The sequence below is a fragment of the Parvularcula marina genome (assembly GCF_003399445.1).
In the GTDB taxonomy this organism is placed as follows: Bacteria; Pseudomonadota; Alphaproteobacteria; order Caulobacterales; family Parvularculaceae; genus Parvularcula; species Parvularcula marina.
Genome location: NZ_QUQO01000001.1, coordinates 56,873 through 82,940, shown reverse-complemented (window position 1 = coordinate 82,940; position 26,068 = coordinate 56,873). Strand labels below are relative to the sequence as shown.

General features: G+C 59.2%; 24 protein-coding genes. 14 read left to right on the top strand and 10 right to left on the bottom strand.

Annotated elements, in window-relative coordinates:
* Window positions 1-161: 161 nt before the first annotated feature.
* Window positions 162-632: a GatB/YqeY domain-containing protein gene (locus DX908_RS00400; protein ID WP_116390503.1), complete on the top strand. Its 471-nt coding sequence runs from the start codon at window positions 162-164 to the stop codon at window positions 630-632.
* Between the two features lie 86 nt (window positions 633-718).
* Here DX908_RS00400 and DX908_RS00395 read toward each other — a convergent pair whose 3' ends face one another.
* Entirely contained in the window at window positions 719-2,074 is a 1,356-nt protein-coding gene (locus DX908_RS00395; RefSeq protein WP_233508606.1) for an ammonium transporter family protein, read from the bottom strand.
* A 212-nt stretch (window positions 2,075-2,286) separates the two neighbouring features.
* On the opposite strand from DX908_RS00395, the gene dnaG reads away from it, so the two are divergent.
* Window positions 2,287-4,188 (top strand): DNA primase, encoded by a 1,902-nt coding sequence (gene dnaG / locus DX908_RS00390; protein WP_116390502.1) that lies wholly within the window; start codon window positions 2,287-2,289, stop codon window positions 4,186-4,188.
* Between the two features lie 49 nt (window positions 4,189-4,237).
* Window positions 4,238-6,193 (top strand): RNA polymerase sigma factor RpoD, encoded by a 1,956-nt coding sequence (gene rpoD, locus DX908_RS00385; RefSeq protein ID WP_116390501.1) that lies wholly within the window; start codon window positions 4,238-4,240, stop codon window positions 6,191-6,193.
* Window positions 6,194-6,273: 80 nt separating this feature from the next.
* Here rpoD and DX908_RS00380 read toward each other — a convergent pair whose 3' ends face one another.
* Window positions 6,274-6,975 (bottom strand): hypothetical protein, encoded by a 702-nt coding sequence (locus DX908_RS00380; protein ID WP_116390500.1) that lies wholly within the window; start codon window positions 6,973-6,975, stop codon window positions 6,274-6,276.
* Window positions 6,976-7,121: 146 nt separating this feature from the next.
* On the opposite strand from DX908_RS00380, the gene DX908_RS00375 reads away from it, so the two are divergent.
* Window positions 7,122-7,304 (top strand): hypothetical protein, encoded by a 183-nt coding sequence (locus tag DX908_RS00375; RefSeq protein WP_116390499.1) that lies wholly within the window; start codon window positions 7,122-7,124, stop codon window positions 7,302-7,304.
* Between the two features lie 63 nt (window positions 7,305-7,367).
* Here the strand turns inward: DX908_RS00375 and DX908_RS00370 are convergent, their stop codons facing one another.
* From DX908_RS00370 to DX908_RS00350, 5 genes are all read right to left on the bottom strand, one after another.
* A complete protein-coding gene (locus DX908_RS00370; RefSeq protein WP_116390498.1) occupies window positions 7,368-8,477 on the bottom strand; it encodes a hypothetical protein in 1,110 nt (369 codons plus the stop codon).
* Between the two features lie 23 nt (window positions 8,478-8,500).
* Window positions 8,501-10,039 (bottom strand): trypsin-like serine peptidase, encoded by a 1,539-nt coding sequence (locus DX908_RS00365; protein WP_116390497.1) that lies wholly within the window; start codon window positions 10,037-10,039, stop codon window positions 8,501-8,503.
* A 162-nt stretch (window positions 10,040-10,201) separates the two neighbouring features.
* Window positions 10,202-10,909, bottom strand: a complete 708-nt coding sequence (locus tag DX908_RS00360; protein ID WP_199564537.1) for an N-acetylmuramoyl-L-alanine amidase — start codon at window positions 10,907-10,909, stop codon at window positions 10,202-10,204.
* The gene (locus DX908_RS00355) at window positions 10,899-11,903 is read right to left on the bottom strand and encodes a DMT family transporter (RefSeq protein ID WP_116390496.1); all 1,005 of its coding nucleotides are present in this window, start codon (window positions 11,901-11,903) and stop codon (window positions 10,899-10,901) included. The genes DX908_RS00360 and DX908_RS00355 overlap by 11 nt, the downstream gene beginning before the upstream one ends.
* Window positions 11,900-13,708 (bottom strand): ABC transporter ATP-binding protein, encoded by a 1,809-nt coding sequence (locus DX908_RS00350; protein ID WP_158548383.1) that lies wholly within the window; start codon window positions 13,706-13,708, stop codon window positions 11,900-11,902. The genes DX908_RS00355 and DX908_RS00350 overlap by 4 nt, the downstream gene beginning before the upstream one ends.
* A gap of 58 nt (window positions 13,709-13,766) precedes the next feature.
* On the opposite strand from DX908_RS00350, the gene DX908_RS00345 reads away from it, so the two are divergent.
* The 4 genes from DX908_RS00345 to DX908_RS00330 are packed head-to-tail and all read left to right on the top strand — an operon-like array spanning window position 13,767 to window position 17,762.
* Window positions 13,767-14,516 carry a lysophospholipid acyltransferase family protein gene (locus tag DX908_RS00345; protein WP_116390494.1) on the top strand — a complete coding sequence of 250 codons (750 nt, stop codon included), beginning with the start codon at window positions 13,767-13,769 and terminating at the stop codon, window positions 14,514-14,516.
* Complete coding sequence (locus tag DX908_RS00340) at window positions 14,513-15,832, top strand: 3-deoxy-D-manno-octulosonic acid transferase (RefSeq protein ID WP_116390493.1); 1,320 nt, start codon at window positions 14,513-14,515, stop codon at window positions 15,830-15,832. The genes DX908_RS00345 and DX908_RS00340 overlap by 4 nt, the downstream gene beginning before the upstream one ends.
* Complete coding sequence (gene lpxK, locus DX908_RS00335; RefSeq protein WP_116390492.1) at window positions 15,829-16,818, top strand: tetraacyldisaccharide 4'-kinase; 990 nt, start codon at window positions 15,829-15,831, stop codon at window positions 16,816-16,818. Before DX908_RS00340 ends, lpxK begins: the two co-directional genes overlap by 4 nt.
* Complete coding sequence (locus DX908_RS00330; protein WP_116390491.1) at window positions 16,815-17,762, top strand: lysophospholipid acyltransferase family protein; 948 nt, start codon at window positions 16,815-16,817, stop codon at window positions 17,760-17,762. Before lpxK ends, DX908_RS00330 begins: the two co-directional genes overlap by 4 nt.
* A gap of 4 nt (window positions 17,763-17,766) precedes the next feature.
* On the opposite strand, the gene DX908_RS00325 is transcribed toward DX908_RS00330, so the two are convergent.
* The 3 genes from DX908_RS00325 to DX908_RS00315 all read right to left on the bottom strand — a co-directional run bounded on the left by DX908_RS00325 (window position 17,767) and on the right by DX908_RS00315 (window position 21,217).
* A complete protein-coding gene (locus DX908_RS00325) occupies window positions 17,767-18,813 on the bottom strand; it encodes a sensor histidine kinase (RefSeq protein WP_116390490.1) in 1,047 nt (348 codons plus the stop codon).
* Window positions 18,814-18,970: 157 nt separating this feature from the next.
* Window positions 18,971-20,428 (bottom strand): dihydrolipoyl dehydrogenase family protein, encoded by a 1,458-nt coding sequence (locus DX908_RS00320; protein WP_116390489.1) that lies wholly within the window; start codon window positions 20,426-20,428, stop codon window positions 18,971-18,973.
* A gap of 27 nt (window positions 20,429-20,455) precedes the next feature.
* The gene (locus DX908_RS00315; RefSeq protein ID WP_116390488.1) at window positions 20,456-21,217 is read right to left on the bottom strand and encodes a TVP38/TMEM64 family protein; all 762 of its coding nucleotides are present in this window, start codon (window positions 21,215-21,217) and stop codon (window positions 20,456-20,458) included.
* 200 nt (window positions 21,218-21,417) lie between these two features.
* Between DX908_RS00315 and rpmH the strand changes: the two genes are divergently transcribed.
* The 6 genes from rpmH (at window position 21,418) to DX908_RS00285 (ending at window position 25,861) form a co-directional block, all read left to right on the top strand.
* A complete protein-coding gene (gene rpmH / locus DX908_RS00310; RefSeq protein WP_116390487.1) occupies window positions 21,418-21,552 on the top strand; it encodes a 50S ribosomal protein L34 in 135 nt (44 codons plus the stop codon).
* 11 nt (window positions 21,553-21,563) lie between these two features.
* On the top strand, window positions 21,564-21,908 hold the full coding sequence (gene rnpA, locus DX908_RS16735; protein WP_199564536.1) for a ribonuclease P protein component: 345 nt from the start codon (window positions 21,564-21,566) through the stop codon (window positions 21,906-21,908).
* A gap of 42 nt (window positions 21,909-21,950) precedes the next feature.
* Window positions 21,951-23,738 carry a membrane protein insertase YidC gene (gene yidC, locus DX908_RS00300; protein ID WP_116390486.1) on the top strand — a complete coding sequence of 596 codons (1,788 nt, stop codon included), beginning with the start codon at window positions 21,951-21,953 and terminating at the stop codon, window positions 23,736-23,738.
* 6 nt (window positions 23,739-23,744) lie between these two features.
* Window positions 23,745-24,482, top strand: coding sequence for a Rossmann-like and DUF2520 domain-containing protein (locus DX908_RS00295; protein WP_116390485.1), 738 nt, complete (start codon window positions 23,745-23,747; stop codon window positions 24,480-24,482).
* Window positions 24,479-25,099 (top strand): ribosome biogenesis GTP-binding protein YihA/YsxC, encoded by a 621-nt coding sequence (gene yihA, locus DX908_RS00290; protein WP_116390484.1) that lies wholly within the window; start codon window positions 24,479-24,481, stop codon window positions 25,097-25,099. The genes DX908_RS00295 and yihA overlap by 4 nt, the downstream gene beginning before the upstream one ends.
* A 99-nt stretch (window positions 25,100-25,198) precedes the next feature.
* On the top strand, window positions 25,199-25,861 hold the full coding sequence (locus tag DX908_RS00285) for a fatty acid desaturase CarF family protein (protein ID WP_116390483.1): 663 nt from the start codon (window positions 25,199-25,201) through the stop codon (window positions 25,859-25,861).
* The last annotated feature ends 207 nt before the right edge of the window (window positions 25,862-26,068 follow it).

Sequence of the window (26,068 nt, the reverse complement as noted above, 5' to 3'; positions counted from 1 at the left end):
ACGAGCCTTGCGCCTTGAGGGAAGTCATCTCGGCCCGGGATATGCATCTGGTGAGGCAACAGCGTTAGGAACGCACCCTTATAGCCCGCTCCACTTGACCCGAAACAGCGTATACTTTCTGTCCGTGCCTCGTGGACGACCCGAAAACCGGTAGGATTCGAATGACTTCCGTACTTCTTGAGACCATTACCGCCGATCTGAAAACCGCCATGAAAGCGCGCAATGACAAGCTGCGCGTGGCGACACTGCGGCTGATCACGGCTGCTGTGAAAGATCGGGACATTGCCGCGCGCGCCAATGACCAGTGCTGCGGGCTGAAAGATGACGATATTCTCGCCGTCCTCACCAAAATGGTGAAACAGCGCGAGGATTCAGCCGCGACATATGAGGACGCCGGCCGCATTGAGCTGGCCGAACAGGAGCGCCGCGAGATCGAAATCATCCGCGAATACCTGCCCCGCCAGATGTCCGAGGACGAAATCTCGACCGCCGTTGATGGCGTCATCGGCGAGATCGGTGCCGAGGGCCTCAAAGACATGGGCAAATGCATGGGTGCGCTGAAATCGAAATTTCAGGGCGCGATGGATTTCACCCTCGCCAATCAGAAGGTGAAAGAGAAGCTGACCCAGTAGGGCCAGCCGACTTCCTCCGTTCACGTTACCAAGACAAAAAAAGGGCCCCTTTCGGGGCCCTTCAAGTAAGCATTGTAGAGTGAACTCTACTCTGCGGGGACAACAACCGGATTGATCTCGTAACCCGGATGACCGGTCTCGGAGAGATCGAGGCCGATATTCTCTTCATCCTCACTCGACCGGATGCCGATCGTGAATTTCAGACCGAACCAGATGATGAGGCTGATACCGAAGACGAAGGCACCATTGGCAAGTACCCCGACAAGCTGACCGCCATAGGTGGCATCACTGTTCGAGAAGGGCACGATCATCGTCCCCCAGATGCCGCAAGCAAGGTGCGCCGGGATCGCCCCGACAACGTCGTCAATCTGCAGTTTTTCAAGGAGCGGCGTGACGACATAGATCAGTACACCGCCGACAGAGCCGATGAGAGCCGCGTGCCAGACGACCGGCGCCAGCGGCTCAGCCGTGATCGAGACGAGACCGCCAATCGCGCCGTTAAGCACCATGGGTAGGTTGATCTTGCCCTTGAGGATCATCGACAAAACGATGACCGTCACACAGCCCGTGGCTGCCGCCATATTGGTGTTCACGAAGATGTTTGAAACGGAGATCGAATCATCGAGTGAACCAAGCGCGAGCTGCGAGCCGCCGTTAAAGCCGAACCAGCCAAGCCAGAGGATGAATGTCCCCAGCGTCGCCAGCGGCATGGATGAGCCGAACATCGCAACCGGCTGACCGTCTTCCTTGAACCGGCCCGTCCGTGAGCCAAGTGCAAGCGCGCCGGCAAGCGCGGCCCAGCCGCCTGTTGCGTGCACCAGCGTGGAGCCAGCGAAATCGGAGAAGCCGAAATTGGCATCAAGCCAGCCGGCACCCCACTCCCAGCTTGCCTGCACCGGATAGATAAAACCGGTCAGGATCACTGTGAAGATGAAGAAAGGCAGGATACGGATGCGTTCGGCAAGCGTACCGGAAACGATAGATGCGGCAGTGGCAACGAACACCATCTGGAAGAACCAGTCAGAGCCCGATGCATAGCCAAGCTCAAGCGGCGCGCTGTCATCCTGCGCCCAGACGCTCAGTGTACCGATCCAGCCGCCGGGCGTGTCGGCATTGCCGTAAATCAGATTATAGCCAACCAGCCAGACGACGATGCTGGCGATAGCATAAAGGCCGATATTCTTCAGGCAGATTGCGGCCACATTCTTGGACCGGACAGAGCCCGCTTCCAGCATGCAGAAACCTGCTGCCATGAACATGACCACCATCCCCATCACGAGGAATAGCAGCGTATTGAAGATGAAGACGGTGTCAGGGGCGGCGACCGTCATGACGGCCTCTACAGCTTCCGCGGCCTCAGCCACTTCTTCCTGCGCCATCGCGGTAGAAACGAATGTGCCTGCGGCCGTCACAAGGGCCCCGAGTTTGAGAACAGGTTTCATTTTTATGCTCCTCCTGCCTGGGAAGAAGGAATTCGAACCCAGTTTTTGCTGCAATGCAAGAGGATTGGCGTTTTATGTTCAAAACTGACCATCATGAGGTCGTTTATCTCATTATCATGTTGCATTGCAGCATCATTGAATGAAGAGAAAGACCGCTGAAGGTCCGGCGCGGAATGTGGTAAAGGGCACCCCTTTCCATCCAGAAGGTCCCGATGCCCCGCTTCTCCCCTGATTTCCTCGATGAATTGCGCGCGCGCCTCCGCGCGTCGGATGTCATCGGGCGGCATTTGAAGCTTAAAAAGGAAGGCCGGGAATATCGCGGCCTATCGCCCTTCACTTCAGAGAAAACTCCCAGCTTCTTCGTCAATGACGAAAAGGGACGGTTCTTTGATTTCTCTTCGGGCAAATCGGGCGACATTGTCGGCTTTCTGATGGAGACCCAGAATCTCTCCTTCCCGGAGGCCGTCTCCCAGCTGGCTGATCTTGCCGGTATGGAGATCCCCAAGGACACACCTGACGATGAGCGGCGCGAGAAAGTCGCCAAGGACATAGCCGGGGCCAATGTCGAGGCCGCGAAATTCTACCGCGCCATGCTGACCCGTGCCGAAGGCCGCGAGGCCCTCGCCTATCTCGACCGGCGCGGTGTCTCTGAGCGTGCGCGGCAGGTCTTCGGGCTCGGCTATGCACCGGGCACCCGCACTGCCCTTCTCGATCACCTGATCAATCACGACTTCCCGCTCGATTTGCTCGTCGAGGCGGGGCTGGTGATTCGGCCCGATGATGGCGGCAAGCCCTATGACAAGTTCCGCGACCGGGTGATGTTCCCTATTCTCGGGCGGCGCGGGGTGATCGCCTTTGGCGGCCGTGCTCTCTCGAAAGACGTACAGGCGAAATACATGAACTCGCCGGAGACGCCGCTGTTTCACAAATCAGCGACGCTCTATCATTATGACCGTGCCCGGAAGATGCAGGCCGAGACCAAAAAGCCCCTGCTCGTCGCCGAGGGCTATATGGATGTGATCGCGCTGTGGGAGGCGGGCCTGCCCGCCGTTGCGCCCCTTGGCACCGCGATTACCGAGCGTCAGCTGGAGATGCTGTGGCGGGCGACCGACACGCCGGTCATGTGCCTTGACGGCGACCGCGCAGGCCAGGCGGCGGCCTTCCGCGCCATCGACCGCGCCTTACCGATCCTCAAACCTGGCAAATCGCTCAATTTCGCTTTCCTGCCAGAAGGTCAGGACCCGGATGATCTTATTCGCGCGAAAGGCGCGAGCGCGATGGAGGAAATCATCGAGGCCGCGCGCCCGATGGCTGATGTCCTCTGGGAGCATGAAAGCGAAACCCATCCGCGCACGACGCCTGAACAGGCCGCCGCCTTCCGCCGCCAGCTTCGCGAGAAGGTCAAGGACATCGCCGATCCGGACGTCAAACACGCCTATGGCGATTATTTCGCGGTGAAGCTCAATGAGCTGCAGGGCTCAGGCGGCGGACATGCCGACAAGCGGACTTTCCGCGGCACGGGGCGTTCAGAATGGCGGGGCCGCCCCAAAGGCTACAGCCGTGGACCTATGGGGTCAGGTTTTTACCGTGATCAGGTGATGCCCTCGACCGCCCTCAAATCAGCTATGTCGGCGGCAAAATCGGCTGAAACCGCCACCGAGGCCGTTCTCGTCCTTGCACTCGCCAACCATCCGGGGCTTATCGCGGAGCACGAAGACGAGGTTTTCACACTAGAAATTGCCGATCCGGGGCTGTCTCGCGTTCTGGGACGCATTCTTGACGCCTTTACCGCAAACCCAGACCTTGACAGTGGCGCCGTTGCTTCGCATCTCTCAGGGGACGAAATAGCGCTTCAGACTTACTCCGACTGGATGGCCGACCCGCGATTGAGCTTGCTCAAATTCATCAAACCGGGCGCCACCGCCGAATTCGCCGAACAGGGGTGGCTGAATGCACTGTCTAAATACCGGTATCACGGTGATCTCGAAGCCGAGGTCGCCGATGCCGCCATTTCGGCGCATCAGGATGCCGGACAGGAGAAAATCTGGCGTGAGGCTGTCAGCCACAGATCACGCCTTGTGAGCGAGCATAAACCAGACGAAAGCCAGGACTGATCAGGGGAGCAATCCCTCAGCCTGTCCCCTCGTCCAACGGGAATTCTGCATGAGCAAGACCAAAAAGGCCGTCAAGGAAGAAGGCGACCGCCCGGTACTCGACCTGAACCTCGCCTCGGTCAAGAAGATGATCGATAAGGCGAAAAAGCAGGGCTACGTCACCTATGACGAGCTCAATGCCGCCCTGCCGGAGGATGAATACACCTCCGAACAGATCGAAGACATCATGGCGAAGCTGAGTGACATGGGGATCAATGTCACTGACGCGGAAGAAGAAGACGAAGACGCCGCCAATGACGACAACGACGACGGGGCCAAGGCAACCGGCTCGTCCGTCGTCAAGAAAGACGGCACGGCAGCCGTCACGACCAATACCAAGGCGGATTCTGACCGCACCGATGACCCGGTGCGGATGTATCTGCGCGAAATGGGCGCCGTCGAGCTCCTCTCCCGCGAAGGCGAGATCGCCATCGCCAAACGGATCGAGGCCGGCCGCGAATCGATGATCCGCGCGCTCTGCGAAAGCTCGCTGACCTTCGAAGCCATCACGGTTTGGCGCGAGGAACTCGAAGAAGGCCGCGTGCTCCTGCGCGACATCATTGACCTTGATGCGACCTATGACGGTGGCCCTGAGTCAAAGCCTGACATGACCAAGCCGGAAGTCGCCGAGGCCGTTCAGCGTGAGCAGGAAGCCCGCGCCGCCGAGGGCATCGACGAGGACGACATGGATGAGGGCGACCTGTCGCTCTCCGCCAAGGAGGCCGAGCTGCGCGAAGGCGTCATGGAAACTTTCCAGGACATCGCCGACGACTTCAAGAAACTGCGCCGCCTGCAGGACATCCAGATCGAGCAGCATCTCTCTGGCGAAGACCTCTCGGACAGCCAGCACAAACGCCTGCGCAAGCTGCAAAAGGATATCGTCGAGCGGGTCCGCTCGGTGCGCCTTCACAATCACCGGATCGAAGCGCTGGTCGAACAGCTCTATGCGATCAACCGTTCGCTGATGGCGCTCGAAGGCCGGCTCGTCCGTCTCGCTGACAGCTACGGCGTCAACCGTCAGGAATTCCTCTCAACCTATCTGGGTGCTGAACTTGACCCCGAATGGCTCGACCGCGTCTCCGACATGGATGGCCGCGGCTGGAAGAATTTCACGACCAAGGGCTACAACCACATTGTCGAGCTGCGCGAAGAGATCGGTCAGCTCGCCCAGGAAACCGGCCTGACGGTCAAGGATTTCCGCCGGATCGTTCAGACCGTGCAGAAAGGCGAACGCGAGGCCCGTATTGCCAAGAAGGAAATGATCGAAGCCAATCTCCGGCTCGTCATCTCCATCGCCAAGAAATACACGAACCGCGGCCTGCAATTCCTCGACCTCATTCAGGAAGGCAATATCGGCCTGATGAAAGCGGTCGATAAGTTCGAATATCGCCGCGGCTATAAATTCTCGACCTATGCGACATGGTGGATCCGGCAGGCGATCACCCGCTCGATCGCCGACCAGGCCCGGACGATCCGGATCCCGGTGCACATGATTGAGACGATCAACAAGATCGTCCGCACCTCGCGTCAGATCCTCAACGAAATCGGCCGCGAGCCGACACCGGAGGAACTGGCCGCAAAACTGTCCATGCCGCTTGAGAAAGTCCGTAAGGTGATGAAAATTGCCAAGGAGCCGATCTCGCTCGAAACGCCGATTGGCGACGAGGAAGATTCGCATCTCGGCGACTTCATCGAGGACAAGAATGCGATCCTGCCGATTGATGCGGCGATCCAATCGAACCTGCGCGAAACGACAACTCGGGTTCTGGCCTCCCTCACCCCGCGTGAGGAACGCGTCCTCCGTATGCGGTTTGGTATCGGCATGAACACCGACCACACGCTCGAAGAAGTCGGCCAGCAATTCTCGGTTACTCGGGAACGGATCCGTCAGATCGAAGCCAAAGCGCTCCGCAAGCTGAAACATCCGAGCCGGTCACGCAAACTGCGGAGCTTCCTCGACAATTGATCGTCGGGTGACTGAATAAACCAGACACAAAAAAGGCGGGCACATGGCCCGCCTTTTCTTTTCGTCCGTATGATGCGGACTTAGTTTTCGATATTGTACTCGATCTTGTTGACCAGCGTGTCAGCGAACTCACCTGAGAAGGCCGCTTCGATCGCATCGGCGACTTCGACATCGGCACCGGAGTGCGCGCCGCCAAAGGTCTGCTCGAAATTGACCGCGAGGAGCGCGTCCTTGTCAGCTTCGCGGCGGTTCAGGCTGTCAGCGGAGAAGTCGGTGAGGACTTTGTCCGGGTCAACCGAAACGCTCATGCCGCCCATCGTGCGCTGATAGTCACCGGCGACGCTGGCAAAGTTGGTCAGGATGAAGCGGAAGTTGCCGCGCACATAACCGCCATCTGCAATTTCATAGCGGGCCACATAGGAGCCCTGATTGCCATAGGACGATGCCTTGATGAACGGCACAGCATTGTTGAAGGCAAAGATCCGGTTGCCATCAGCGGCCGGGAACGGCGCGAGGATGAAGACACCGAGGCAACGGCCCGTCGACTGGCAGACCGTCGGGCGCATGCCGAACTTGATGCCGTTGGAAGCCGTCACGGCGAGGAATTTCTCACCGGAGCTCATCGTGTTGACCTGAGTCGCCCAGCCCATTTCGCGCAGCATCGGCGCGACTGTGTTGACGTCGAATGACGTGATCACACCGCCCGGATTGGAGACGTTATTTGCGGATTGCATGCTGGCGAGCGACGCGACGACACCGGCTGCGATAGAAATCATGGACATAGACAACTGACCCCCTGCCATAAATGTTGTTCAGTCAAGAGTGTGCGGCGAGGACGGTTTTGAATCAAGCGTGAAGTCGCCTCCCCCCCTGATTGTTAAGATTGTCGCACTCGACCCGCCCGAAAGAACGGTCTAATCGGCGCCTCATGACCGATCAAACGCCCCAAAAAGCCCGTTCCCGCTCGTTTCTGGGCATGGCAGTGTTCTTTCTCGTGATCTTCTGGGCGCTGTGGCACGGCGTGATCGGCCCGCGCGTGATCGCACCGACCCCGGGCACGCAGGGAGCCCCGCCTCCGCCCGATCCCGACCGCGAGCCGCCCCGGGAATAGGCACGAGACTGGCAAATCTGCCGGAAAGACCAAGGGAAAAGCTGGGTTTTACCCCGAGAAGCATCAACCGTCGCTGTCTTCCTTCTCCTCAAGGACGTCCTTGACCACCTCTTTCAACCGGTCATTGACGGGTTTGGTGATCTCGGACTTCTTCGCCTCGATGGCATCGATCATGGCCCTGGTCAGATCGCCGCCTTGCTCGGTCTCAGTCAGCACGATCGTTGCCTCCAGCGGCACCGTTGAGACAAACGCGGTTTTATCCACCTTGTATCGGGCAGCTGGCATGCTCTGGACTGGTCCGATCTGACCGGCGATCTCGATCGGCACCCCCTCTCCATCTTCTGGATAGAGAATGACAGACCCGATCGGCAGGTCTTCGAAGATATAGGAATGGCTGTAGAGGGTCTCTTCTTTGAGTGTGCCGTTTTTCGGGACCAGCCCCTTCAACGTCAGCGCGAAGGAAAGATCCTTCTTGTTCTCATCTGACGTGTTGCGGGCACCGGTCGCGCCATAGGCAATACTGACCGCTCGCAGACGATAGCCAACTTCGATCTCTTTCTTGTTGGTCGTGTTGTAGGTCATCACAGGATCCAGCCGGAATTCCGTGATCATCTCGGGCACCGTACTTTCCGTCAGGTTGAGCCCCGGAAAGGCCGTGTTCATCGTAATGTGCCAGTTTGAATTCGGTGCCGCCTGATTGACCTTGCCCCGCATAGCCGTATCGATTTTGCTGTCCTTATGGGCAGGTCGCACAAAGATGAGGCAGGCTGCCTGGCGGCTCAGCGCATCTTTCTCCCGGTCATGATTGTAGAAGGTTTCATCATAGAGCCCATCGCTCTTGGTGGTGGTCGAAGAGGATTTGGCTTTTAGCTCCGCCTCCGCCCGCGCAATGGCCCGGTCAAAGAAGAACCCTGTCACCGCCGGAATGACGGCATCGCCGAGCGCGGTCAGTACTGCCGTCCCTGTTGCCCCGAATATATTCTCGGTATTGCCTCGTTCCGCCGTCGGATTGAGGATGCAGTTATCGAGAATGGCGACCCGTCCCGGCGACTTCGACTTGGGCAGGGTTTCCCCTTCGGTGGCAATGGCCGTTCCGGCCGTGGTCTCGCAAGCCGCAAGGCCGACAATCAGGGTACTGGCTAACACTGTCGTTCTGACAAATCTCGAATACATGGCTCTATCCCTCATTTCACCATTCAGGGCTGGGCCACCACAAGGTGTCCAGCGTTTAGGAAACTGTATCTGCTCAAATTCCGGCTGCACCACCCGACGGGCCGCGCGCGCGTGCGAGCATAACTGGCCATGCAGCCACTCAGATTAACTGCCGCGGACTGGTGGATACCAATCAGTTTGAGATATCCGTCCGCATCCCGCACGAAGACAGGCCCCCCGCTCATCCCCTTATGCGTATAACACTGATGCAACAGCTTGCCTTTGAGTTCATCCGCCTGCTGTTCTTCATACGGGATATCCTCGACGCCTTTTTCTTTCCTGATCATCGGGCTGTTAGGATCGATCATGACCCGGCAGGAATTGCTCCATTTGAGGGTCAAACGCGGCGTGTCCGAAAAGACGTCACGAAAAGGGTGAAGGCCGATCACATAAAGGCCCGTCCCCGGCACAAGCCCAGTTACAAGCGGGGTCTGTTTGAATGGCTCTATGCCAGCTGCAGCATTTGCCAGCTTGAGAAGAACGATATCGTTCTGCGTCAGGGCCGCGTCAAATTTGGGAAAGGGGCAGCCTTCAATGTCCGCATTTGCATGGCGAGAATTTTGTTTCAGCTTGATCCGCTGGCGGGTGGCACCCGCCAGATCCGCCTCGACCTCAACACCGAAGGAGGTACAATTCATGCCCGGCTTCATCTGGATTTCATAGTCCGCATTGACCGTATCCAGACAATGCGCTGCCGTGAGGACCGTGTCCTTATCGAGAAGAAATCCTGTGCAATGCCCCTTGATCGGCTTTGTCAGATCAGGGCTTGATGCATCATCCCACAGGAAGATCACGACAACGCGCCGTGAAAGCTCCCATGCCCCAAGCGGCCATCCCAGGCGCTGTGAGGTGGATGATCGCTCAGACGCCGGCATGCAATTGTCGAAAAACTTCCTTGCCGCCGCTTTCTCCCTCGCTGTCTGGATCGTCTGACTCTGATATTTGTCAAAGCTGCTAAGCGCCTTGTCGCAGTCCTTGGTCGTCGCATCAAAGCGGGAGCTGTTGCCGCCATTGCCGCCCGGCAATCCCCTTCCGCGTCCGGGCGGTCTTCCGGCAAGAGGGATCGTCCCGGCAATACCGCCCGTGACGGTGCCGACACCGGGCGGAACCGCCCTATACTGATCATTCGGATCAGAGGCGATTTCAGGCTCCTCCTCGGGCAGGACCGGGAAGGGAGTCGACGGATCAGGGATCAACGGGTCGCCAGCCGGATCAACAGGCTGCAACGGATCATATGGACTGAGGGGATCAAGCGGATCATCTTCCGGGGGATCAACGCCGAGCAGACGCCTGATTTCTTCGCTATCCAGAGCAGGATCTTCATCCTCCCTTTCAGGGATGACCAGTATCAGCCGCTCATCATCAATGTCATGTTCCTGAGGGAAAAGCGGGACGAACTCATCATTGTAAAGGTCAGCTTCGTCGGGGAATTCATGCCCGATCTGACCGGTCGAGAAAGCGCCGTCGCCGGATGTCCCTTCCTGCGCCTGCACGGCGGCGCTGCTGCCCAGCAGCAGCAACATGCATATGAGTGTTTTTACCCAGCCCATAGCACTCATCCCCTTCTAGGGAAGAATGCCAAACTGTTCCCTCATCGACAAGTAGACTTGTCAGTACACTCAGAAACTTCAGCAAGATCTCTGATTAAAGCACTGTTGAATATTAGGTTTTCAGGCGAACTATATTCAGCCCAATTTTGCCCTCATGACCTGACCATGGACCCAGCGGATCGCCTGGCGCGTTTTGGGGGTCAGCCCATGAGCAAGTAGCTGAGGTGCAAAACGGCGCTGGAAAGCGAGTACCGGGGCGATGGGGTGGCTGAGATTCACACCATAACCGATCTCGGCCAGCATTTTGAGCGCGTCCTCATAGTCAGGCGCCGGAGGTTCCTCCCCCTTCTGCCATTGCGCGAGCGCCAGCCCTTCGGCGGCAAGACGCGGCCAGGGAAAGAGCTCACCGGGATCGTCCTTGCGGTCAGGCGCAAGATCCGAATGCCCGATAGCGGCCAGCGGCGTCAGGCGGCGGCGCGCATAGATGTCCTTCATGAGCTCTATCAGCGCATCGATCTGCGGCACCGGGAAAGGCCGGTAGCCCCAGTAATGCCCCGGATTGACGATCTCTATCCCGATGGAGGCCGAATTCACGTCATTGATACCGGCCCAGAAGCCAAGCCCCGCGTGATGGGCACGCAACTCTTCATCGACCATGGCGTGGACTGTGCCGTCCTCTTCGATGAGGTAATGGGCGGAGACGCCCGCCTCCTGATCGCGCAGCCGGTCGATGGCCTCCTGCCCCGTCTCCATCCCGGTATAATGCAGCACGACCAGCGAGACGGGCGTGCCCTGACGGTCTGAATGATTGGGCGATGGCGACTGGACGATATTAAGTGGCATTTTCCGGCTTCAACTCCTCTGCCTCATCCGCGGCGTCCGGCTCGTTGTCGGTAGCCAGATTGCTCTCCTCGATCCGCACACCCACGGGGCCCGCGACAGGCAAGGGTTCGGTCTCCCGCTCGGTAGCGCGCTGAGCACTCCGTACAACAATGATCGCAACCCCTGTCATGGTGACAAGCGCGCCTGCGGCAAGACGCAAGGTGAAAGTCTCGCCAAGGAGGAAGACCCCGCCGGCGACAGCAAAAACGGTGGTCATCAGCCCGGCTGGTGCGATCTGGCTGACATCGACGCGCTGGAGCAGCCAGTAATAGCTGCTGTGCCCGAATATCGATGCAATGACGGCGGAATAAAGAACCGCAAGGAAGACATTCGTCCGCCCCGCCTCACTCAAAAAGTCGAACTGGTTCTGCTCAAAGAGGAGTGTAAAGACCCAGCAGGAGACAGCGCCGACGGCCCCGAACCAGGCGAGCATCTGGAGCGGCGCAATGGCATCAATCTTCTTCACAAGGATCGCGCCTGCGGCCTCAGAGAGAGCGCCGCACATGACAAGGAGCCCGCCAAGGAACAGCCGATCGTCCGGGCCAAGCCCCGCATCACCCCCACTGATGATGATCAGGATGCCTACGATGGCGAGCGTCGCCCCAACGATCCGACGCCAGCCAACCCGCTCGTGAAGGAAAATCACCGAGAAGATCATCGCGGCAGGCACATAGAATTCGATCACGATAGCGCCAATGCTCGCCGGCACGTATTTCAGTCCACTGAAGAAAGTGGCATAATTCAACGCCCCGAAACAAGCACCTGCGGCAAAGATCAACTTCATCTGGCCGCGATGCCATTTAAGGAAGGGGATGAGGAAGACCGCTACCAGCGTCATCCGCATCGCCGCATAGAAGATGGGCGGCACGCCCGTAATCGTCGATTTGACGACGGAGAAATGAAGCCCCCAGGCGACGCAAATGGCGAGCAATACGGCAAAACGGAACGGCGTCATGCGGGCACTTCCTCTCTGAACTGAAGAGCGGCGAGCCGGGCATAAAGACCTCCCCTGTCCACCAGCTCGTCATGGGTGCCCTGCTCCACAATCCGGCCCTTGTCCATGACGCAGATAAGATCGGCATGGCGCACAGTGGCAAGCCGGTGGGCGATCACGAGGGTCGTGCGGCCTTCGGAAAGCCGGATCAGGGCTTCGCCGATGAGCCGCTCGCTTTCGGCATCGAGCGCGGCAGTTGCTTCATCAAGAAGGAGGATTGGGGCATCTTTAAGGAAGGCACGCGCGAGAGCGATCCGCTGGCGCTGGCCTCCCGATAGATTTGCGCCGCCCTCACCCACAGCGGAGCCGTAGCCGTCTGGCAGGCCAGCGATGAACTCATCCGCGGCGGCGGCATGGGCCGCGGCCTCAATAGCGGGCTGGTCCGCACTGAGATCACCAAAGCCGATATTCTCGCCTGCGCTGACATCAAAGAGGACGGCATCCTGGCTGACGAGCGCGATATGGTCCCTGAGCGATCCAATGGTCATCTGGCGAACTGGCAGGCCGTTGATCATGATATCCCCGCTGCCTGCTTCGTAGAGGCGCGGGATCAGGTTGAAGACGGAGGACTTGCCCGCGCCTGACGGGCCGACCAGCGCTACGGTCGCCCCTGCCGGGACCGTCAGGGAGAAATCTTCGATCACCGCCGGGCCGTCGCCATAGCCAAAACTGATCCGGTCAAAGACGATTTCAGGTGGCTGGCCATTCGGCACGCTCAACTCTTTCGCGTCAGGCGCATCACTAATGGCGGGGGTTCGGTCGAGGACGTCAAAGACCCGCTCGAGCGCAGTCAGCCCTTCCTGCACGACGGAATTGAGGGTGCCGAGCCCGCGCGCTGGCTGGGACAGCATTGCCATCGCCACAAGGAAGGCGACAAGGTCCGCGCCCGTCATGAAGCCTGCTTCGATCCTGAACGCGGCAATCCCGATGATCGCAGCGATTGCGATGGCGCCGATCACGGTGACCACCGGCTCGTTGGCAGCGCGGATACGGATCAGCCGGTTCAGCAGCGTGTAGCGCTCATCGAATGCCTCACCGAGCCGGGCGCGCTCCTGCTCCTCCAGCCGGTAGGTCTTGACCATGCGCTGCCCACGCAGGGTCTCCGAGAGAAGCCCCGTCATGTCGCCGATCTGTCGCTGCACGGAGCGGCCAAGCTGGCGGATCTTCTTGCCCAGCCAAGTGATCGGCAGGCCGATGGTCGGATAAATGATGAGGACCGACAGAAAGAGCACCCAGTCGAGAAACGCCAGCGCGCCGACGAGCCCGGCGAGCCGGACCAGATCCCGCACCCCGTTCGGCGCGCGCGTCAGCGATTCGCGAAGGACCGTCATGTCATTGGTGAAGCGGGAGATGAGCTGGCCCGAGCCGTCATCCTGGCTCTGCGCCAGATCAAGCTCGGTGATTCGTCCGAACATGGCTCGCTGCAGATCGCGCAAAGTGCGCACGGCGATGTTCTGGGACGTGATCGCCGAGAGGTAGAAAAAGAGCGCTTGCGCCAGCCCCAGCACGATGACGAAAACCGGCCCCCAGACCATCACGTCCCGCGCGGCCGCATGGAAACGCGAATTCTCATTCGGCTGAAGCCCTGAGAAGATCCACTCGGTGAGGAGCACAAACCCCAGCTCTGCGGCGGCCAGCGCCACCATGAACAGGAAAGCGAGCCCCAGCCGCCCCCGATAGGGCGACAGGAACTGCGCCCACAGCCGGCGCATCAGGTGCGAACGCGGGGCGGAGCCATCAGATTGGGGTTCAGCGTCTTTTGTCATCTTTTGCATTGCGGCACGGCCGCGTTTAGGAGAATGAGCCCGTCTAACCGAGACCGTCGTGGCCCGCAAAACTTCTCAGAATTCCTTCCTTGCCCGATTGGGGCCGTTCCTGCTCGCAGGCTATATCCGTCTTATCCACCGGACCCTGCGCTGGCGGTATGATGGGCTAGAGCAATACAAGGCCCTGCTTGATAGCGGGGAGCCCTATATCTGTGCGGCGTGGCACTCCCGGCTGTTGATGCTGCCTGCCCTCGCCCCCTTACAGAAAGCACCTGCAACCGTTCTGGTGTCCGAGCATCGTGATGGTGAGGTCATCGCCCGCATCGTCCGGCAATTCGGGCTTGAAGTGCGGCGCGGGTCGGCCGCAGATCCCCGGAAACCGGAGAAGAATAAGGGCGGTGCAGCAGCCTTGCGCGCCCTCAAAAAGGCGATGGATGAGGGTTATACGGTTGGCATCACTCCGGATGGCCCGCGAGGCCCTCGTCAAAGAGCGCATGCCGGAATCGCGCAGCTATCTCGTCTGACAGGTGCGCCGATTGTGCCAATCGCTTACAGCGTGAAACGCGGCAAAACCTTCTCGAGCTGGGACCGCTTTCTGCTGCCCTTCCCGTTGCCGTTCTCGCGGGGCATCTTCGTTTTCGGTGATCCGATCCTGCCCGTTGAAGGCCGGGATACCGATCCCGAATGGCTGCGCCAGCGCGTTGAGGATGAGCTCAACCGGATCACCGAAAAGGCGGACCGCGAAATGGGCCGCGAACCTCTCGACCCCGCCCCTATCGGGCACCTTAAGGAGGCCAACGCCCGATGACGCCGCCCCGTCCCATTCCTGTGCCGCGCAAGGCATGGAGTCTGAAATTCTATCGCCGCGGCAGCGCCCTCCTGCAGCCGATCGCTGACAGGATCCTCAAACAGCGCCTGAAGCTTGGCAAGGAAGACAGGCTGCGGGTCGATGAGCGCCGGGGTGTTGCGGGCCGCGAGCGTCCCGAGGGTCATCTCATCTGGATACACGGCGCCAGCGTCGGAGAGAGCCTTTCGATCCTGCCGCTGATCGATAAGCTATCCCATCTGTACACAGATTCATCCTTTCTTGTGACCACGGGAACCGTGACCTCTGCCGCGCTGATGGCCGAACGCCTGCCTGAACAGGCCGTCCATCAATATGCGCCGGTCGACCAGCCGGTCTATGTCCGGCGCTTCCTTGATCACTGGCGACCTGATGTCGGCTTTTTCGTTGAGTCTGAATTCTGGCCGGTCCTGATCGGTGAGACCAATGCGCGCGGCATTCCGCTAGCGCTGGTCAATGGCCGCCTCTCCCCGCGCAGCTACAAAGGCTGGTCACGCCGCAAGACGGCCGCCCATGAACTTTTGTCCGCCTTCTCTGTCATCCTCGCGCAGGATGAGGGCAATGCGGAACGGATTGAGGCGCTTGCGCGCAAGACCGTGCATGTCCCCGGCAATCTCAAACGTGCCGCCGCCCCCCTGCCGACCGACCAGCGGGCGCTTGCCGAGCTGCGTGCGGCCGTTGGGGCCCGCCCTGTCTGGCTAGCGGCCAGCACCCATCCGGGGGAAGAAGAGCTGATCCTCGATGCGCATGAGCAGATGATGGAGACAGCACCCGGCCTTCTCACCGTTATCGCGCCGCGCCATCCGGCAAGGGGCGATGAGCTTGAAGAGCTGATCACCTCGCGCGGGCTGAAGATGAGCCGCCGCTCGAAGGGCGACAATCCGGAAGCGGATGACAATGTCTACCTCGCTGACACGCTCGGCGAGCTGGGGCTTTTCTACCGGCTCTCCGATGTCGCCTTTATCGGCGGCAGCCTTGTTGAGACCGGCGGGCATAATCCGATGGAGCCCGCCCGGCTTGGCTCTGCCATCGTGACGGGCCCGCATGTCTTCAATTTCCAGGAGACGTTCAATTCGATGCGTCAGGACGGCGCACTGGCGCTTGTGCGCAATGAGCGCGATCTTTCCGCCTCGATCATCCGCCTCCTGAGTGACCCCCTGACCCGCCAGGAAATGGCCCGCAAGGCCCGCGCCTGGTCAGATGCGGGAAGTGAGAAAGTCCTTAATGACACGATTGAGGCGCTCGCTCCGCTGCTGCCGCCAGCAAAGGTGCCTGCATGATCTCGCCGCCGCGCTTCTGGTCGGCAAAAGAGGGGCGGCATCATCCCCTCGCCCTTCTCCTGTCACCTCTCGGCGGGATATACGGCGCGGCCGTCGCCCGAAAGCTCGCCAAAAGCGTGCCTGAGAAAGCGCCCATCCCGGTCATCTGTGCTGGGAACATCACCATGGGCGGGGTCGGCAAGACCCCCTTTGTGGCCGAACTTGCAAGCCGTCTTTCCGCTATGGGGCACACGCCCTTTATCCTTACCCGCGGCTATGGCGGATCCCTCACAGGGCCTGTACGTGCTGCGCCAGAGCACACCGCCGCCGAGATCGGCGATGAAGCCCGGATGCTGTCCTGCGATCACCCCGTCATCGTTTCACGCGACCGGGTTGAAGGCGCGAAGCTCGCTCATGATGAAGGCGCGAGCGCTATCGTCATGGATGACGGGTTTCAGAACCCGGGCCTTCACAAGGATGTTACCTTCCTTCTCGTCGATGGTGAGACAGGGCTCGGTAATGGTCGCATCTTCCCCGCCGGGCCTTTGCGGGAAGCACCCCATGCTGCGCTGACCCGCGCTGCCGCCCTTGTCATCGTTGGCGGGCGCGAAGAGCACCAGCCTCCGCATCTGCCCGAAAGCGCACTCCCGGTGATGCGGATGCGTCTTGAGAGCGTCGTGCCGCTCGAACGGCTCGGCCAGCCGGCCCATGCCTTCAGCGGCATCGGCCGCCCGGAGAAATTCTTCAAAGGTCTCGAAACCGCAGGTGTCGAGTTGCTCGAACGCACCTCCTTCCCCGATCACCACATGTTCACGGAAGAGGAAATCGCCCGTCTGATCGCCCGCGCCGCCGCCGATGACGCCCAGCTCCTGACGACCGAGAAGGACTTTGCGCGCCTCTCCCCAGACCAGGCAGACGGGATCACCCCGATCCCCGCGCGGCTGACCCTTGATAATCCAGCGCTTCTCGACCAGTTTCTGGCATCACTACCGGAGCCCGTCCGATGAATTCGACGACTTTCGACGCCGACCGCTGGGATGCCGACATCCCGCTACCCGAGGCGCGAGCCAATCGCCCGACGACCTTCATGCACAAGGTCGAGAACTCCATCGCGCAAGGCCTGCTCGCCATGCTCGGGCGGATGCCGATCGAGAAAGCAGCGAAACGGATGGGCGGGCTGATGGTCGGGCTCGGCCCGATGCTGCGCCCGGTCCAGAAGCGCGGGCACGACAATCTTGCGCTCATTTATCCTGACATGACGCAGGCGGAACGCGCTGCGATCTTGCGTGGGGTCTGGCGCAATCTGGGCATGACGGTCGGTGAATTCGCCCATGTCACCGAACTCGCCGAGCGCACCACGATCATCCATGAAGAGCGCCTCCGGCACTATATCGAGAATGATCAGAAGGCGATCTTCTTCTCGGCGCATATGGGCAATTGGGAAGCCATGCCGGCGACGCTGTTCGCCAGTGGGCTGAAAAACGCCATCGTCTACCGCGCGGCAAACAATCCCATCGTCGATGCGGAGATCATCAAGCGCCGGTCACAGGCAATCTCTCGCCGCCAGATCCCCAAGGGCAAGCGCGGCGCGCGGGACCTCGTCAAGGCGCTCAATGAAGGGCTATCGCTCTGCATGCTGACGGATCAGAAACTTAATGACGGCATTTCCGTCCCCCTGCTCGGCCATCCGGCGATGACGACACCTGCGGCGGCGCGCCTTGCGTTGCGTGAGGACATCCCATTCGTGCCGATCCAACTCGTCCGTGAGCCCGGCTCGCGCTTTGTAATGACCGTCCATGAGCCCGTCAGTATCGAGAAGACTGGCGACATCAAAGTCGATACCGAAACCCTAACCGCAGCAATGAATGAGAAGATCGGCGAATTTATTTTGGAGCGCCCGGACCAATGGCTGTGGCTCCATCGCCGCTGGCCGAAAAAAGTCGCAGGCTAAAAGATCAGCCAACGACTTCCGCTGCAGCAAAGGTCAGACTCATCCCATAACCTGTTGGCCCGCCAGTCTCCTCGACATCGGCTCTGAGCTGCCGTGCGAGCGATGAGACCAGCATAATGCCGATGCCGCTTGATTTGCTCTTACTCTCACCTGAGGCAATGCCGCAGCCATTATCGCTGTAATCGATCCGGATACGGCCTTCCCTGTTGCGAATCGCCACCCTGATCGTCGGCTCAGCCGTGTCATGAAAGGCATGTTTAAGCGAGTTCAGCATCAGCTCATTCATCAGAAGCGCAATTGAGACAGCCTGATCGACCGGCAGGACGAGATCGCCCTCCGCTTCGAAATCAAGCTCGACGGTGTCGAACTCCGCCAGCGCCTGAAGGCTACTCGTCAGAAAACCCCTCAGGTAATTGGATATTTCGATGCGGTCATGGGTACCGACTTCGTAGAGGCGCTGATGAATACCGGTCAGGATATTCACCCGGCTCGTCAGATTCCGCATCGAATCCTGCGCTGCCATGTCTTCAATTCGTTTGGACTGAAGATTGATCAGCGAGGAAACGAGCTGAAGCGTGTTCTTGACCCGGTGATTGACTTCGAAAAGCAGCGCTTCTTTCAGCTTGATCGCCTCGGCGAGTTCTTCTGCCTTTGCCAGCCTTTCAGTATCATCCCTTAACGTGAGGACGGCCCCGATCCGTTCTCCTGTTTCATCCGTAACCGGATGGGCAGACCCGACAGCGACGATCTCCGAGCCGTCCGGCCGCCTGATCCGCCAATGGGAATCCCTAATGTGTTCACCATCAAGGACGGCGCGGGCGAGTGGCAGCTCACGCGAAGGGTATGGCTCCCCTTCCATTGTCAGAAGCTGATAGGCCTCAGCATAGTCGTCAGGTTCGACATCAAGTTTACTGACGCCATGCAGCTCTTCGGCGGCGCGGTTGACAAATTGCAAAGCACCGGTTGGCCCTGTCACGATCACACCTTCACAGAGCTGGTCGAGTGCTGCTGCAAGATGCGAAAGACTGGTATTCTTGAACCGCGTGGGCATGCCGGGAATTTCTCATGGGCCAGACCGCTAGTCGATCATGGCGTCTTATTCCCGAGCAGTATGCTCTAATATGGAACTCGTCGTCATCACAATTTACGCAAGTTGATGAAGTTGAAGCCGCCGTGCTGCGTAAAACACAGCACGGCGATAACATAAATCAATCAAAGCTAGAGAGGAGCCCGACGATTCGCTGGGTTTTCTTCGAGAACAGCGTTGGCGTGTAATAAGCCCCGGCCGCCCTTTTCGAGATTTCAGACAGCGTCGGATAAGGCATGATCGAGCCTGTGAAGGCAGAGATCTTGAGGCCATTCGCCACCGCCAGCGCCCAGGGGCCGATCAGGTCGCCGGCATTCTTGCCAACGATTGAGCAGCCAAGGATCTTCCCTTTCTTGCCGATCAGAGCCTTGAGCTTGCCGGAAGTCGCATGCTCCGCCTGCGCACGGTCATTCTCCGCATATTCCCATTCGATGAGCGTATAGGAGACATTCAGCTCTTTCGCGAGCGGCTCGTTGAGACCGACATGCGCCAGCTCTGGGTCCGTATACGTTACCCATGGCGCGATATGGTCGCGGTTCTTGCCGCCTTTGAGGCCGAATGTAAGGTTCGGTGTCTTGAAGAGAATATTCTGGATGACGAGCCCGGCATGGTATCCCGCGACATGGGTGAACTGCCGCCCACCAGTTACATCACCAATGGCATAAATGCGCTTGTTCGAGGTCTGCATCAGGTCATTGACCTTGATGCCGCGCTGATGGGTCTCAACGCCCGCGGCTTCCAGCCCGAGATTCTCGAAATTCGCCTTGCGCCCAGCGGCAACCAGTAGATGGCTGCCCGTCACACTGAATGGCTGGCCGTCTTTCGTGCCGTGAAGGCTGACTCCACCATCGGCAGAGTTCTCGGCCCGTTCGACCATGGCATTGGTCTCGATACGGATGCCTTCCTTTGTCAGGTGCTCAATGACTATCCCGACGAGTTCAGGATCATCCTTCGGCATGATCATCGGCCCACGTTCGAGCAGGGTCACTTCCGCGCCAAGCCGGCGATAGGCCTGCGCCATTTCGACCCCGATCGGCCCACCCCCAATGATCAGGAGATGCGACGGACGCTCCGTCCGGTCAAAGATCGTCTCATTGGTGATGTAAGGCACGCTGTCGAGCCCTTCCATCGGCGGCACGAATGGCGAGGAACCGGTTGAGATCACGAAATGCTTGGCACTGATCACATAGTCACCGGCAGTGACTTCGCGAGGGCCGGTGAATTTTGCGAATTCCCGGATCACCGTGCAGCCAAGACCCTCAAAGCGTTCTTGGCTATCATTGGGTTCAATCGCCGCAATCACGGAGTGGACGTGATCATGGACGGCTGAATAATCGATCATCGGATCATTGACCGGGGCGATGCCGTATTTCTGGGCATCACGGAAGGTCTGCGCCGTTTTGCCGGCAGCGAGCAGCGCCTTTGACGGCACACAGCCGAAATTGAGGCAGTCGCCACCCATTTTGTGGCCTTCGATCAGAACCACTTTCCGGCCGAGCATGGCGGCACCGGCAGCCACGGAGAGGCCGCCCGATCCCGCGCCGATCACGCAGAGATCGGTCTTGATTTTCTGTGTCATGATAAAATCTCTAATTGTTGTGATGGATTACTGGTCGGAGGAAAGCTCGGCAGCTTTTTTGCCGCCGAATTTCTTGATCAGAATGGGGAGCGCACCGAGCGCGGCGAGCCCGATAAAGGGCACATAGACCTGCGGCTGAGCAAAGACCGAGAGCAGCCCGGTTTCCTCGATACTCGCCGCCCCTGCCTGGATCGCATTGCCGATCGAGACATAGACAAACGAGCCCGGCATGATCCCGAAGAAAGTGCCGATCAGATAATTGCGCAGTTTCACATTGAGAACGCCCGCGCCGATATTGATCGCAACGAATGGGAAGACAGGCACGAGCCGCAGAAGGAACATGTAGCTGAGCTCATTCTCGCGGAAGCCGTCTTCCATCTTGGAGACAAAACCGCTCGCCTTGCTCGCCAACGCATCCTTGAACACCCATTTGGCGAGCATGAAGATGATGGTCGAGCCGATGGTCGCGGCGATGACAACGGAGGCGGTGCCGATCCACTGGCCAAAGAGGAAGCCCCCGGCGATGGTCAGGAAGGTCGCGCCAGGAAAGGATATCGCGACGAGGACGGCATAGATCAGCACAAAGAGCAGCGTAGCGAGGACAAGATTGTCCTGGATCCACGTTCTGATCTCTCCCAGTGCGTCGAGATTTAGGTAATTCTGCAGGCCAAAATAATAGCCAATGGCGATAAGGATACCGAGGACGCCAATGGCGATGATGAGGCGGGTGACGAGGCTGCCGGACTTGGCTTCCGCCGGCGCCTCCATCTGGATCTCTTGGTCAGTCATGGGTTCTTCCCCCTTGGAAGGTCTGATGCGCGTGTAGCGCGAAATGGGTCAACGCAACGACATGTCCCTCACCTGTTCGGCAGTTAGAAATTCTGGTTACAGTTCCGGGAAAGTGAAAGCGGATTTCGCTTGACCTAAGGGGACAGCTCCTTTACCGGACGCGGCTCATCAGAGAATTCTCCAATTGGCGGAAAACCGACATGAAACGCACATTTCAACCGAGCAACCTGAAGCGCAAACGCCGCCACGGCTTCCGCGCCCGCAAGGCCACTGTCGGCGGTCGCAAGATTTTGGCTAATCGCCGCTCCAAGGGCCGCGCTAAGCTCTCCGCTTAACTGGCGCAAGGATGCTGGCCCTCGCCAGACTCCGTCGCCGCAGCGACTTCCTCGCTCTACGACACGGCAAGCGCGCCTCACGGCGCGCTTTTCTGTTGCAGGCTCTCCCAAACGGCACTGATGAAGTCCGAATCGGCTTCACCGTCACGAAAAAGCTCGGCAATGCCGTGATGCGCAATCGCATCAAACGCCGCCTGAGAGCCGCCGCGGCGGCCGTCTTTCCCGAACATGCCGCCCCGGGGCATGACTATAATCTTCTCGCCCGGCCGCACGCGGCCACTCTCTCCTTTCCTGCCCTGCTTGACGATCTTCGGAGTGCGCTTGTAGAGGCCGGGGGTTCCATCCCTCCCCGATGAACCTTAACTGCCGAAGACCTCTCGGCCGCTGGTGACTGTTTCATGGATCGCAATCTTATTCTCGCGCTCGTTCTGTCGATGCTGATCATCTTCGGCTATCAGGCACTCATTGTCGGCCCCAAGCAAAAGGCTTGGAAAGAGGCCGAGGCTGCCCGCCAAGCCGCAATCGAAGCGCAAGGCCCTGCCACCGCGTCTTCTGGTAATCCTGACATTCTTGCGCCCTCAACCGCTGAGGTTGGCCGCGAGGAAGCTCTCTCCACTGCGCCGGGCCGCGTTCTCATCAAGACCGATGAGCTTGAAGGCTCGATCAATCTTCGCGGGCTCGTCTTCGATGACCTCAAGCTGTCCGAATACAAGCTGACACTAGATCCCGACTCACCGCCGATGACGCTGCTGTCTCCGCGCAACTCCCCGAATGCGCAGTTCATGCGCTCTGGCCTACAGATCAACGGCCAGCCTGATGCGAGTGTTGTCTGGTCCGCGCCGCAAGACGCCGTCCTGACACTTGAGACGCCGGTCACCTTCACCCGTACGCAAGGCGATATAGAGCACGAAGTGACGATCTCGGTTGATGAGCACTTCATGTTCACCTTCACGCAAACCGTGCGTAACGAGACCGATGCCCCGGCGACAGTACAGGGATATGCTGGAGCCTTCCAAAAAGGCATCCCGCCTGACCTGAAGAATATGATGATGCTCTATGAAGGCCCTGTCGGGGTCGTGCAGGGCGACATCATCGACCGCAAATACAAGAACGTCCTGAAGAAGGGTCCGGTCCTCAAAAGCGGCGTCGGCGGCTGGATCGGTCTGACCGACAAATACAAGCTCGCCGCTGTAATTCCGCCGCAGGACATGCCGTTCCGCGCGGATATCAAATCCGACAACGCCGCCGTTACCCCGACCTTCCAGTCGACTTATCTGCTCGACCCGCAGACAGTCCCGGCGGGTGGTGAGCTGACCATGACCTCGCATCTTTTTGGCGGGGCCAAAGAGGTCAAACAGCTTCGCGAATATGAGAATAATCTCGGCATTGACCGATTTGATGAGGCCGTCGACTGGGGCAATATCCTGTGGCTGCTGACGCGCGGTATTTTCGCGGTACTGAGCTTCTTCCACGGGCTCGTCGGCAATTGGGGCGTGGCGATCCTGCTCCTTACCCTTGTCATCAAGGCGATCCTCTTCCCGCTAGCCAACCTTTCCTACAAATCCATGGCTGGGATGAAGAAAGTCCAGCCTGAACTCAAAAAGGTTCAGGAGCGCTACAAGGACGACAAGGCCAAGCAGCAGCAGGAAATGATGGCCCTGTACAAGAAGTACAAGATCAATCCTGCCGCCGGCTGCCTGCCGATCCTCGCGCAGATGCCGATCTTCTTTGCGCTCTATAAAACGCTGTTCGTGACCACCGAGCTGCGCCACGAGCCGTTCCTTTACATCAAGGACCTTGCTGAACGGGATCCGACCTCGATCTTCAACCTGTTCGGCCTTCTACCATATGATCCGCTGTCGGTTCCGGTCATCGGCTCCTTCCTCGGGCTTGGCATCCTGCCGCTCCTGATGGGCGCAGCCATGTATGTTCAGACCAAACTGAACCCGCCGCCCACTGATGATACTCAGAAACTGATCTTCGGCCTGATGCCCCTGATCTTCATGTTCATCTTTGCACCTTTCGCAGCGGGCCTGGTCCTTTACTGGTTCTGGAACACCTTCCTCTCCGTGCTCCAGCAATATGTGATCATGAAACGTCAGGGCGCGGACGTCGATATTCTCGGCAACATCAAGGCCAGCTTCGGCAAGAGCCCAGATGCAGCCAATGAGAACAAGGCGAAGTAGGCAAAGATGAGCCCCCGCTACGCCCTCATCGGCGACGGGCGGCTCGCCACTTCGCTCGGTCCCTATCTGCACCAGTCCGGTGCGGCGCTCACCCTATGGTCGCGCCGCGCTGAAGCTTCAGGCGGACTTGCCTTACGCGATGTCGTGAGCGAGGCCGACATTGTGCTTCTCGCCATCTCTGACGGCGCGATTGAGGGCTTTGCTGCCGAACACCGCGCGATCCTTAAAGGCAAGCGGCTGGTTCACTTCTCGGGCGCCCACAGCTTTGAGGGCATGACCGGGTGGCATCCGCTCTTCTCTTTCCCCGCCCATGCCGTGCCCCTTAACCAGATGAGCACGATCCTGTTTGTCGGCGAGGAGATGGATGAGGACGGAAATACTGATTTCGGCGATATTTTCCCGATGCTGAGCAATCCCTGCACAGCCATCACCAAAGAACAGAAACCGCTCTATCACGCGCTAGCCGTTCTCTCCGGCAATCTTGTCAGCTTTACATGGAACGAGGTTGCGCGCGTCGCCGAGGAAGAACTCGGCCTGCCGCCCGTCCCGCTGCTCGTGCCTTATTTCCGTTCCCTGATCGACGGCTTCACCGCGTCGCCGCTTGATTCGCTGACCGGTCCCGTGGCGCGCGGCGATCAGGCAACCGTTGAGAAAAACCTTGCAGCCCTTGAGAGCCAGCCAGCATTGCGTCCGCTTTATGATGCGCTCCTCACCGCTGCCGCCCGGAAAGGCATTCCGTCATGACCCTCTCTGACACCGCACACAAACTATTTGCCGGGCCATGTGATTTCATGCTCGGCGTTGTGAAGATGGAAGCCCTGCCGCCCTCTGACCTGCCTGAATTCGCCTTCGCGGGGCGGTCCAATGTCGGCAAGTCCTCCCTGATCAATGCGCTGACGGGCCGGAATGCCCTTGCCCGGACATCGAACACGCCGGGCCGGACGCGAGAGCTCAATTTCTTCAATCTCGGCGGCGTGCTGCGCCTCGTCGACCTGCCCGGCTATGGCTATGCCCGCGCCTCGCGTAAGGATGTCAATGCTTGGACAGGCCTGACCCGCGATTACTTGCGCGGTCGTCCAAACCTGCGCCGGGTGCATATCCTGATCGACAGCCGGCACGGCCTGAAACCCGTCGATATTGAGACCATGTCCCTGCTCGATGAATCCGCCGTACCCTATCAGATCGTCCTGACAAAGACGGACAAGATAAAGCCGACCGAGGCCGAGGAAACCCGTGCGAAGGTCGCCGAGATGGCCAAAACCCATCCCGCCGCCCACCCCGAGATCCATCTCACCTCCAGCGAGAAGAATTACGGGATCAAAGAGCTGCGCGAGGAGATGACCGAAACCGCCCAGAGCTGACGCTCTCCCCCCAAAATATTACGAAATATTTCGTGGTCATACTGCTCGAAATGAACAAGGTTCAATTCAATTGAACAGGGTTCACGAAAGGGGCGAGCCATGTCACCATATGAAATCACCATCCAGATCCTGCTGGGTGTGCTGCTGGCTGATCTGATCAGCGGCATCGTTCACTGGTTCGAGGATACTTATGGCGATCCGAACTGGCCGATCATCGGCCCGACGGTCATGCTGCCGAATATCCTCCATCATGAGGACCCGCTGAAATTCACTAAGGCGCCGCTTCTCAAACGCACAAGAGGCGTGCTCGGCGTCGCATTTGTCGTGGGCGGCATTTTCAGCCTGTGCGGCTGGCTCAATGTCATGACCGTCACCGCCCTTCTGGTCGGGGTCATGGCCAATGAAGTGCATCGTTGGGCGCATCTCAAACCCACCGAGGTGCCGAAGATAGTCCGTGCCCTTCAACAGGCCAAGATCATCCAGACCGCACAGCATCACTGGGCGCACCACCGCAATGGGTACAATACCCATTACTGCTCGATCACGAATATGCTGAACCCGACACTCGACGGGTTGCGCATCTTCCGCATCATTGAAGGGATTGTGGAGGGCCTGTTTGGAGTCTCGCCCCGGACGGACCGGGAGGCTTATACCCACCCGCTGCTGGGGCGGCGGTGGATCAACCGGACACGGCGCATTACCTGCGCTGTCTGTTACTCGCTCAGGCGGCGATTGTCGCCGCGGCGAGCCTTCCTCGGCTGATTGCTGGACGACGTGGTCCCGGTGCCGGAGGTTTTCCACGGCGCCGGGGCAAAGCTACTAACCGGGCGGTTGAGCGGAAACGGTTTTTCTGTCCTTATACCCATCATCATCACTCCGATTGGCAGTACGTCTATAACCCGTGAAGCGGGGCCAAGTTGCGGCAGGATGTGGCGCTTTCATGATGATGCCCCCTATTTCGGTAACAAA

What these genes read in the sequence shown, in the direction of transcription:
- DX908_RS00400 (WP_116390503.1), top strand. Translation starts at nt 162, where the DNA reads ATGACTTCCGTACTTCTTGAGACCATTACCGCCGATCTGAAAACCGCC.
- DX908_RS00395 (WP_233508606.1), bottom strand. Translation starts at nt 2,074, where the DNA reads ATGAAACCTGTTCTCAAACTCGGGGCCCTTGTGACGGCCGCAGGCACA.
- dnaG (WP_116390502.1), top strand. Translation starts at nt 2,287, where the DNA reads ATGCCCCGCTTCTCCCCTGATTTCCTCGATGAATTGCGCGCGCGCCTC.
- rpoD (WP_116390501.1), top strand. Translation starts at nt 4,238, where the DNA reads ATGAGCAAGACCAAAAAGGCCGTCAAGGAAGAAGGCGACCGCCCGGTA.
- DX908_RS00380 (WP_116390500.1), bottom strand. Translation starts at nt 6,975, where the DNA reads ATGTCCATGATTTCTATCGCAGCCGGTGTCGTCGCGTCGCTCGCCAGC.
- DX908_RS00375 (WP_116390499.1), top strand. Translation starts at nt 7,122, where the DNA reads ATGACCGATCAAACGCCCCAAAAAGCCCGTTCCCGCTCGTTTCTGGGC.
- DX908_RS00370 (WP_116390498.1), bottom strand. Translation starts at nt 8,477, where the DNA reads ATGTATTCGAGATTTGTCAGAACGACAGTGTTAGCCAGTACCCTGATT.
- DX908_RS00365 (WP_116390497.1), bottom strand. Translation starts at nt 10,039, where the DNA reads ATGTTGCTGCTGCTGGGCAGCAGCGCCGCCGTGCAGGCGCAGGAAGGG.
- DX908_RS00360 (WP_199564537.1), bottom strand. Translation starts at nt 10,909, where the DNA reads ATGCCACTTAATATCGTCCAGTCGCCATCGCCCAATCATTCAGACCGT.
- DX908_RS00355 (WP_116390496.1), bottom strand. Translation starts at nt 11,903, where the DNA reads ATGACGCCGTTCCGTTTTGCCGTATTGCTCGCCATTTGCGTCGCCTGG.
- DX908_RS00350 (WP_158548383.1), bottom strand. Translation starts at nt 13,708, where the DNA reads ATGACAAAAGACGCTGAACCCCAATCTGATGGCTCCGCCCCGCGTTCG.
- DX908_RS00340 (WP_116390493.1), top strand. Translation starts at nt 14,513, where the DNA reads ATGACGCCGCCCCGTCCCATTCCTGTGCCGCGCAAGGCATGGAGTCTG.
- lpxK (WP_116390492.1), top strand. Translation starts at nt 15,829, where the DNA reads ATGATCTCGCCGCCGCGCTTCTGGTCGGCAAAAGAGGGGCGGCATCAT.
- DX908_RS00330 (WP_116390491.1), top strand. Translation starts at nt 16,815, where the DNA reads ATGAATTCGACGACTTTCGACGCCGACCGCTGGGATGCCGACATCCCG.
- DX908_RS00325 (WP_116390490.1), bottom strand. Translation starts at nt 18,813, where the DNA reads ATGCCCACGCGGTTCAAGAATACCAGTCTTTCGCATCTTGCAGCAGCA.
- DX908_RS00320 (WP_116390489.1), bottom strand. Translation starts at nt 20,428, where the DNA reads ATGACACAGAAAATCAAGACCGATCTCTGCGTGATCGGCGCGGGATCG.
- DX908_RS00315 (WP_116390488.1), bottom strand. Translation starts at nt 21,217, where the DNA reads ATGACTGACCAAGAGATCCAGATGGAGGCGCCGGCGGAAGCCAAGTCC.
- rpmH (WP_116390487.1), top strand. Translation starts at nt 21,418, where the DNA reads ATGAAACGCACATTTCAACCGAGCAACCTGAAGCGCAAACGCCGCCAC.
- rnpA (WP_199564536.1), top strand. Translation starts at nt 21,564, where the DNA reads ATGCTGGCCCTCGCCAGACTCCGTCGCCGCAGCGACTTCCTCGCTCTA.
- yidC (WP_116390486.1), top strand. Translation starts at nt 21,951, where the DNA reads ATGGATCGCAATCTTATTCTCGCGCTCGTTCTGTCGATGCTGATCATC.
- DX908_RS00295 (WP_116390485.1), top strand. Translation starts at nt 23,745, where the DNA reads ATGAGCCCCCGCTACGCCCTCATCGGCGACGGGCGGCTCGCCACTTCG.
- yihA (WP_116390484.1), top strand. Translation starts at nt 24,479, where the DNA reads ATGACCCTCTCTGACACCGCACACAAACTATTTGCCGGGCCATGTGAT.
- DX908_RS00285 (WP_116390483.1), top strand. Translation starts at nt 25,199, where the DNA reads ATGTCACCATATGAAATCACCATCCAGATCCTGCTGGGTGTGCTGCTG.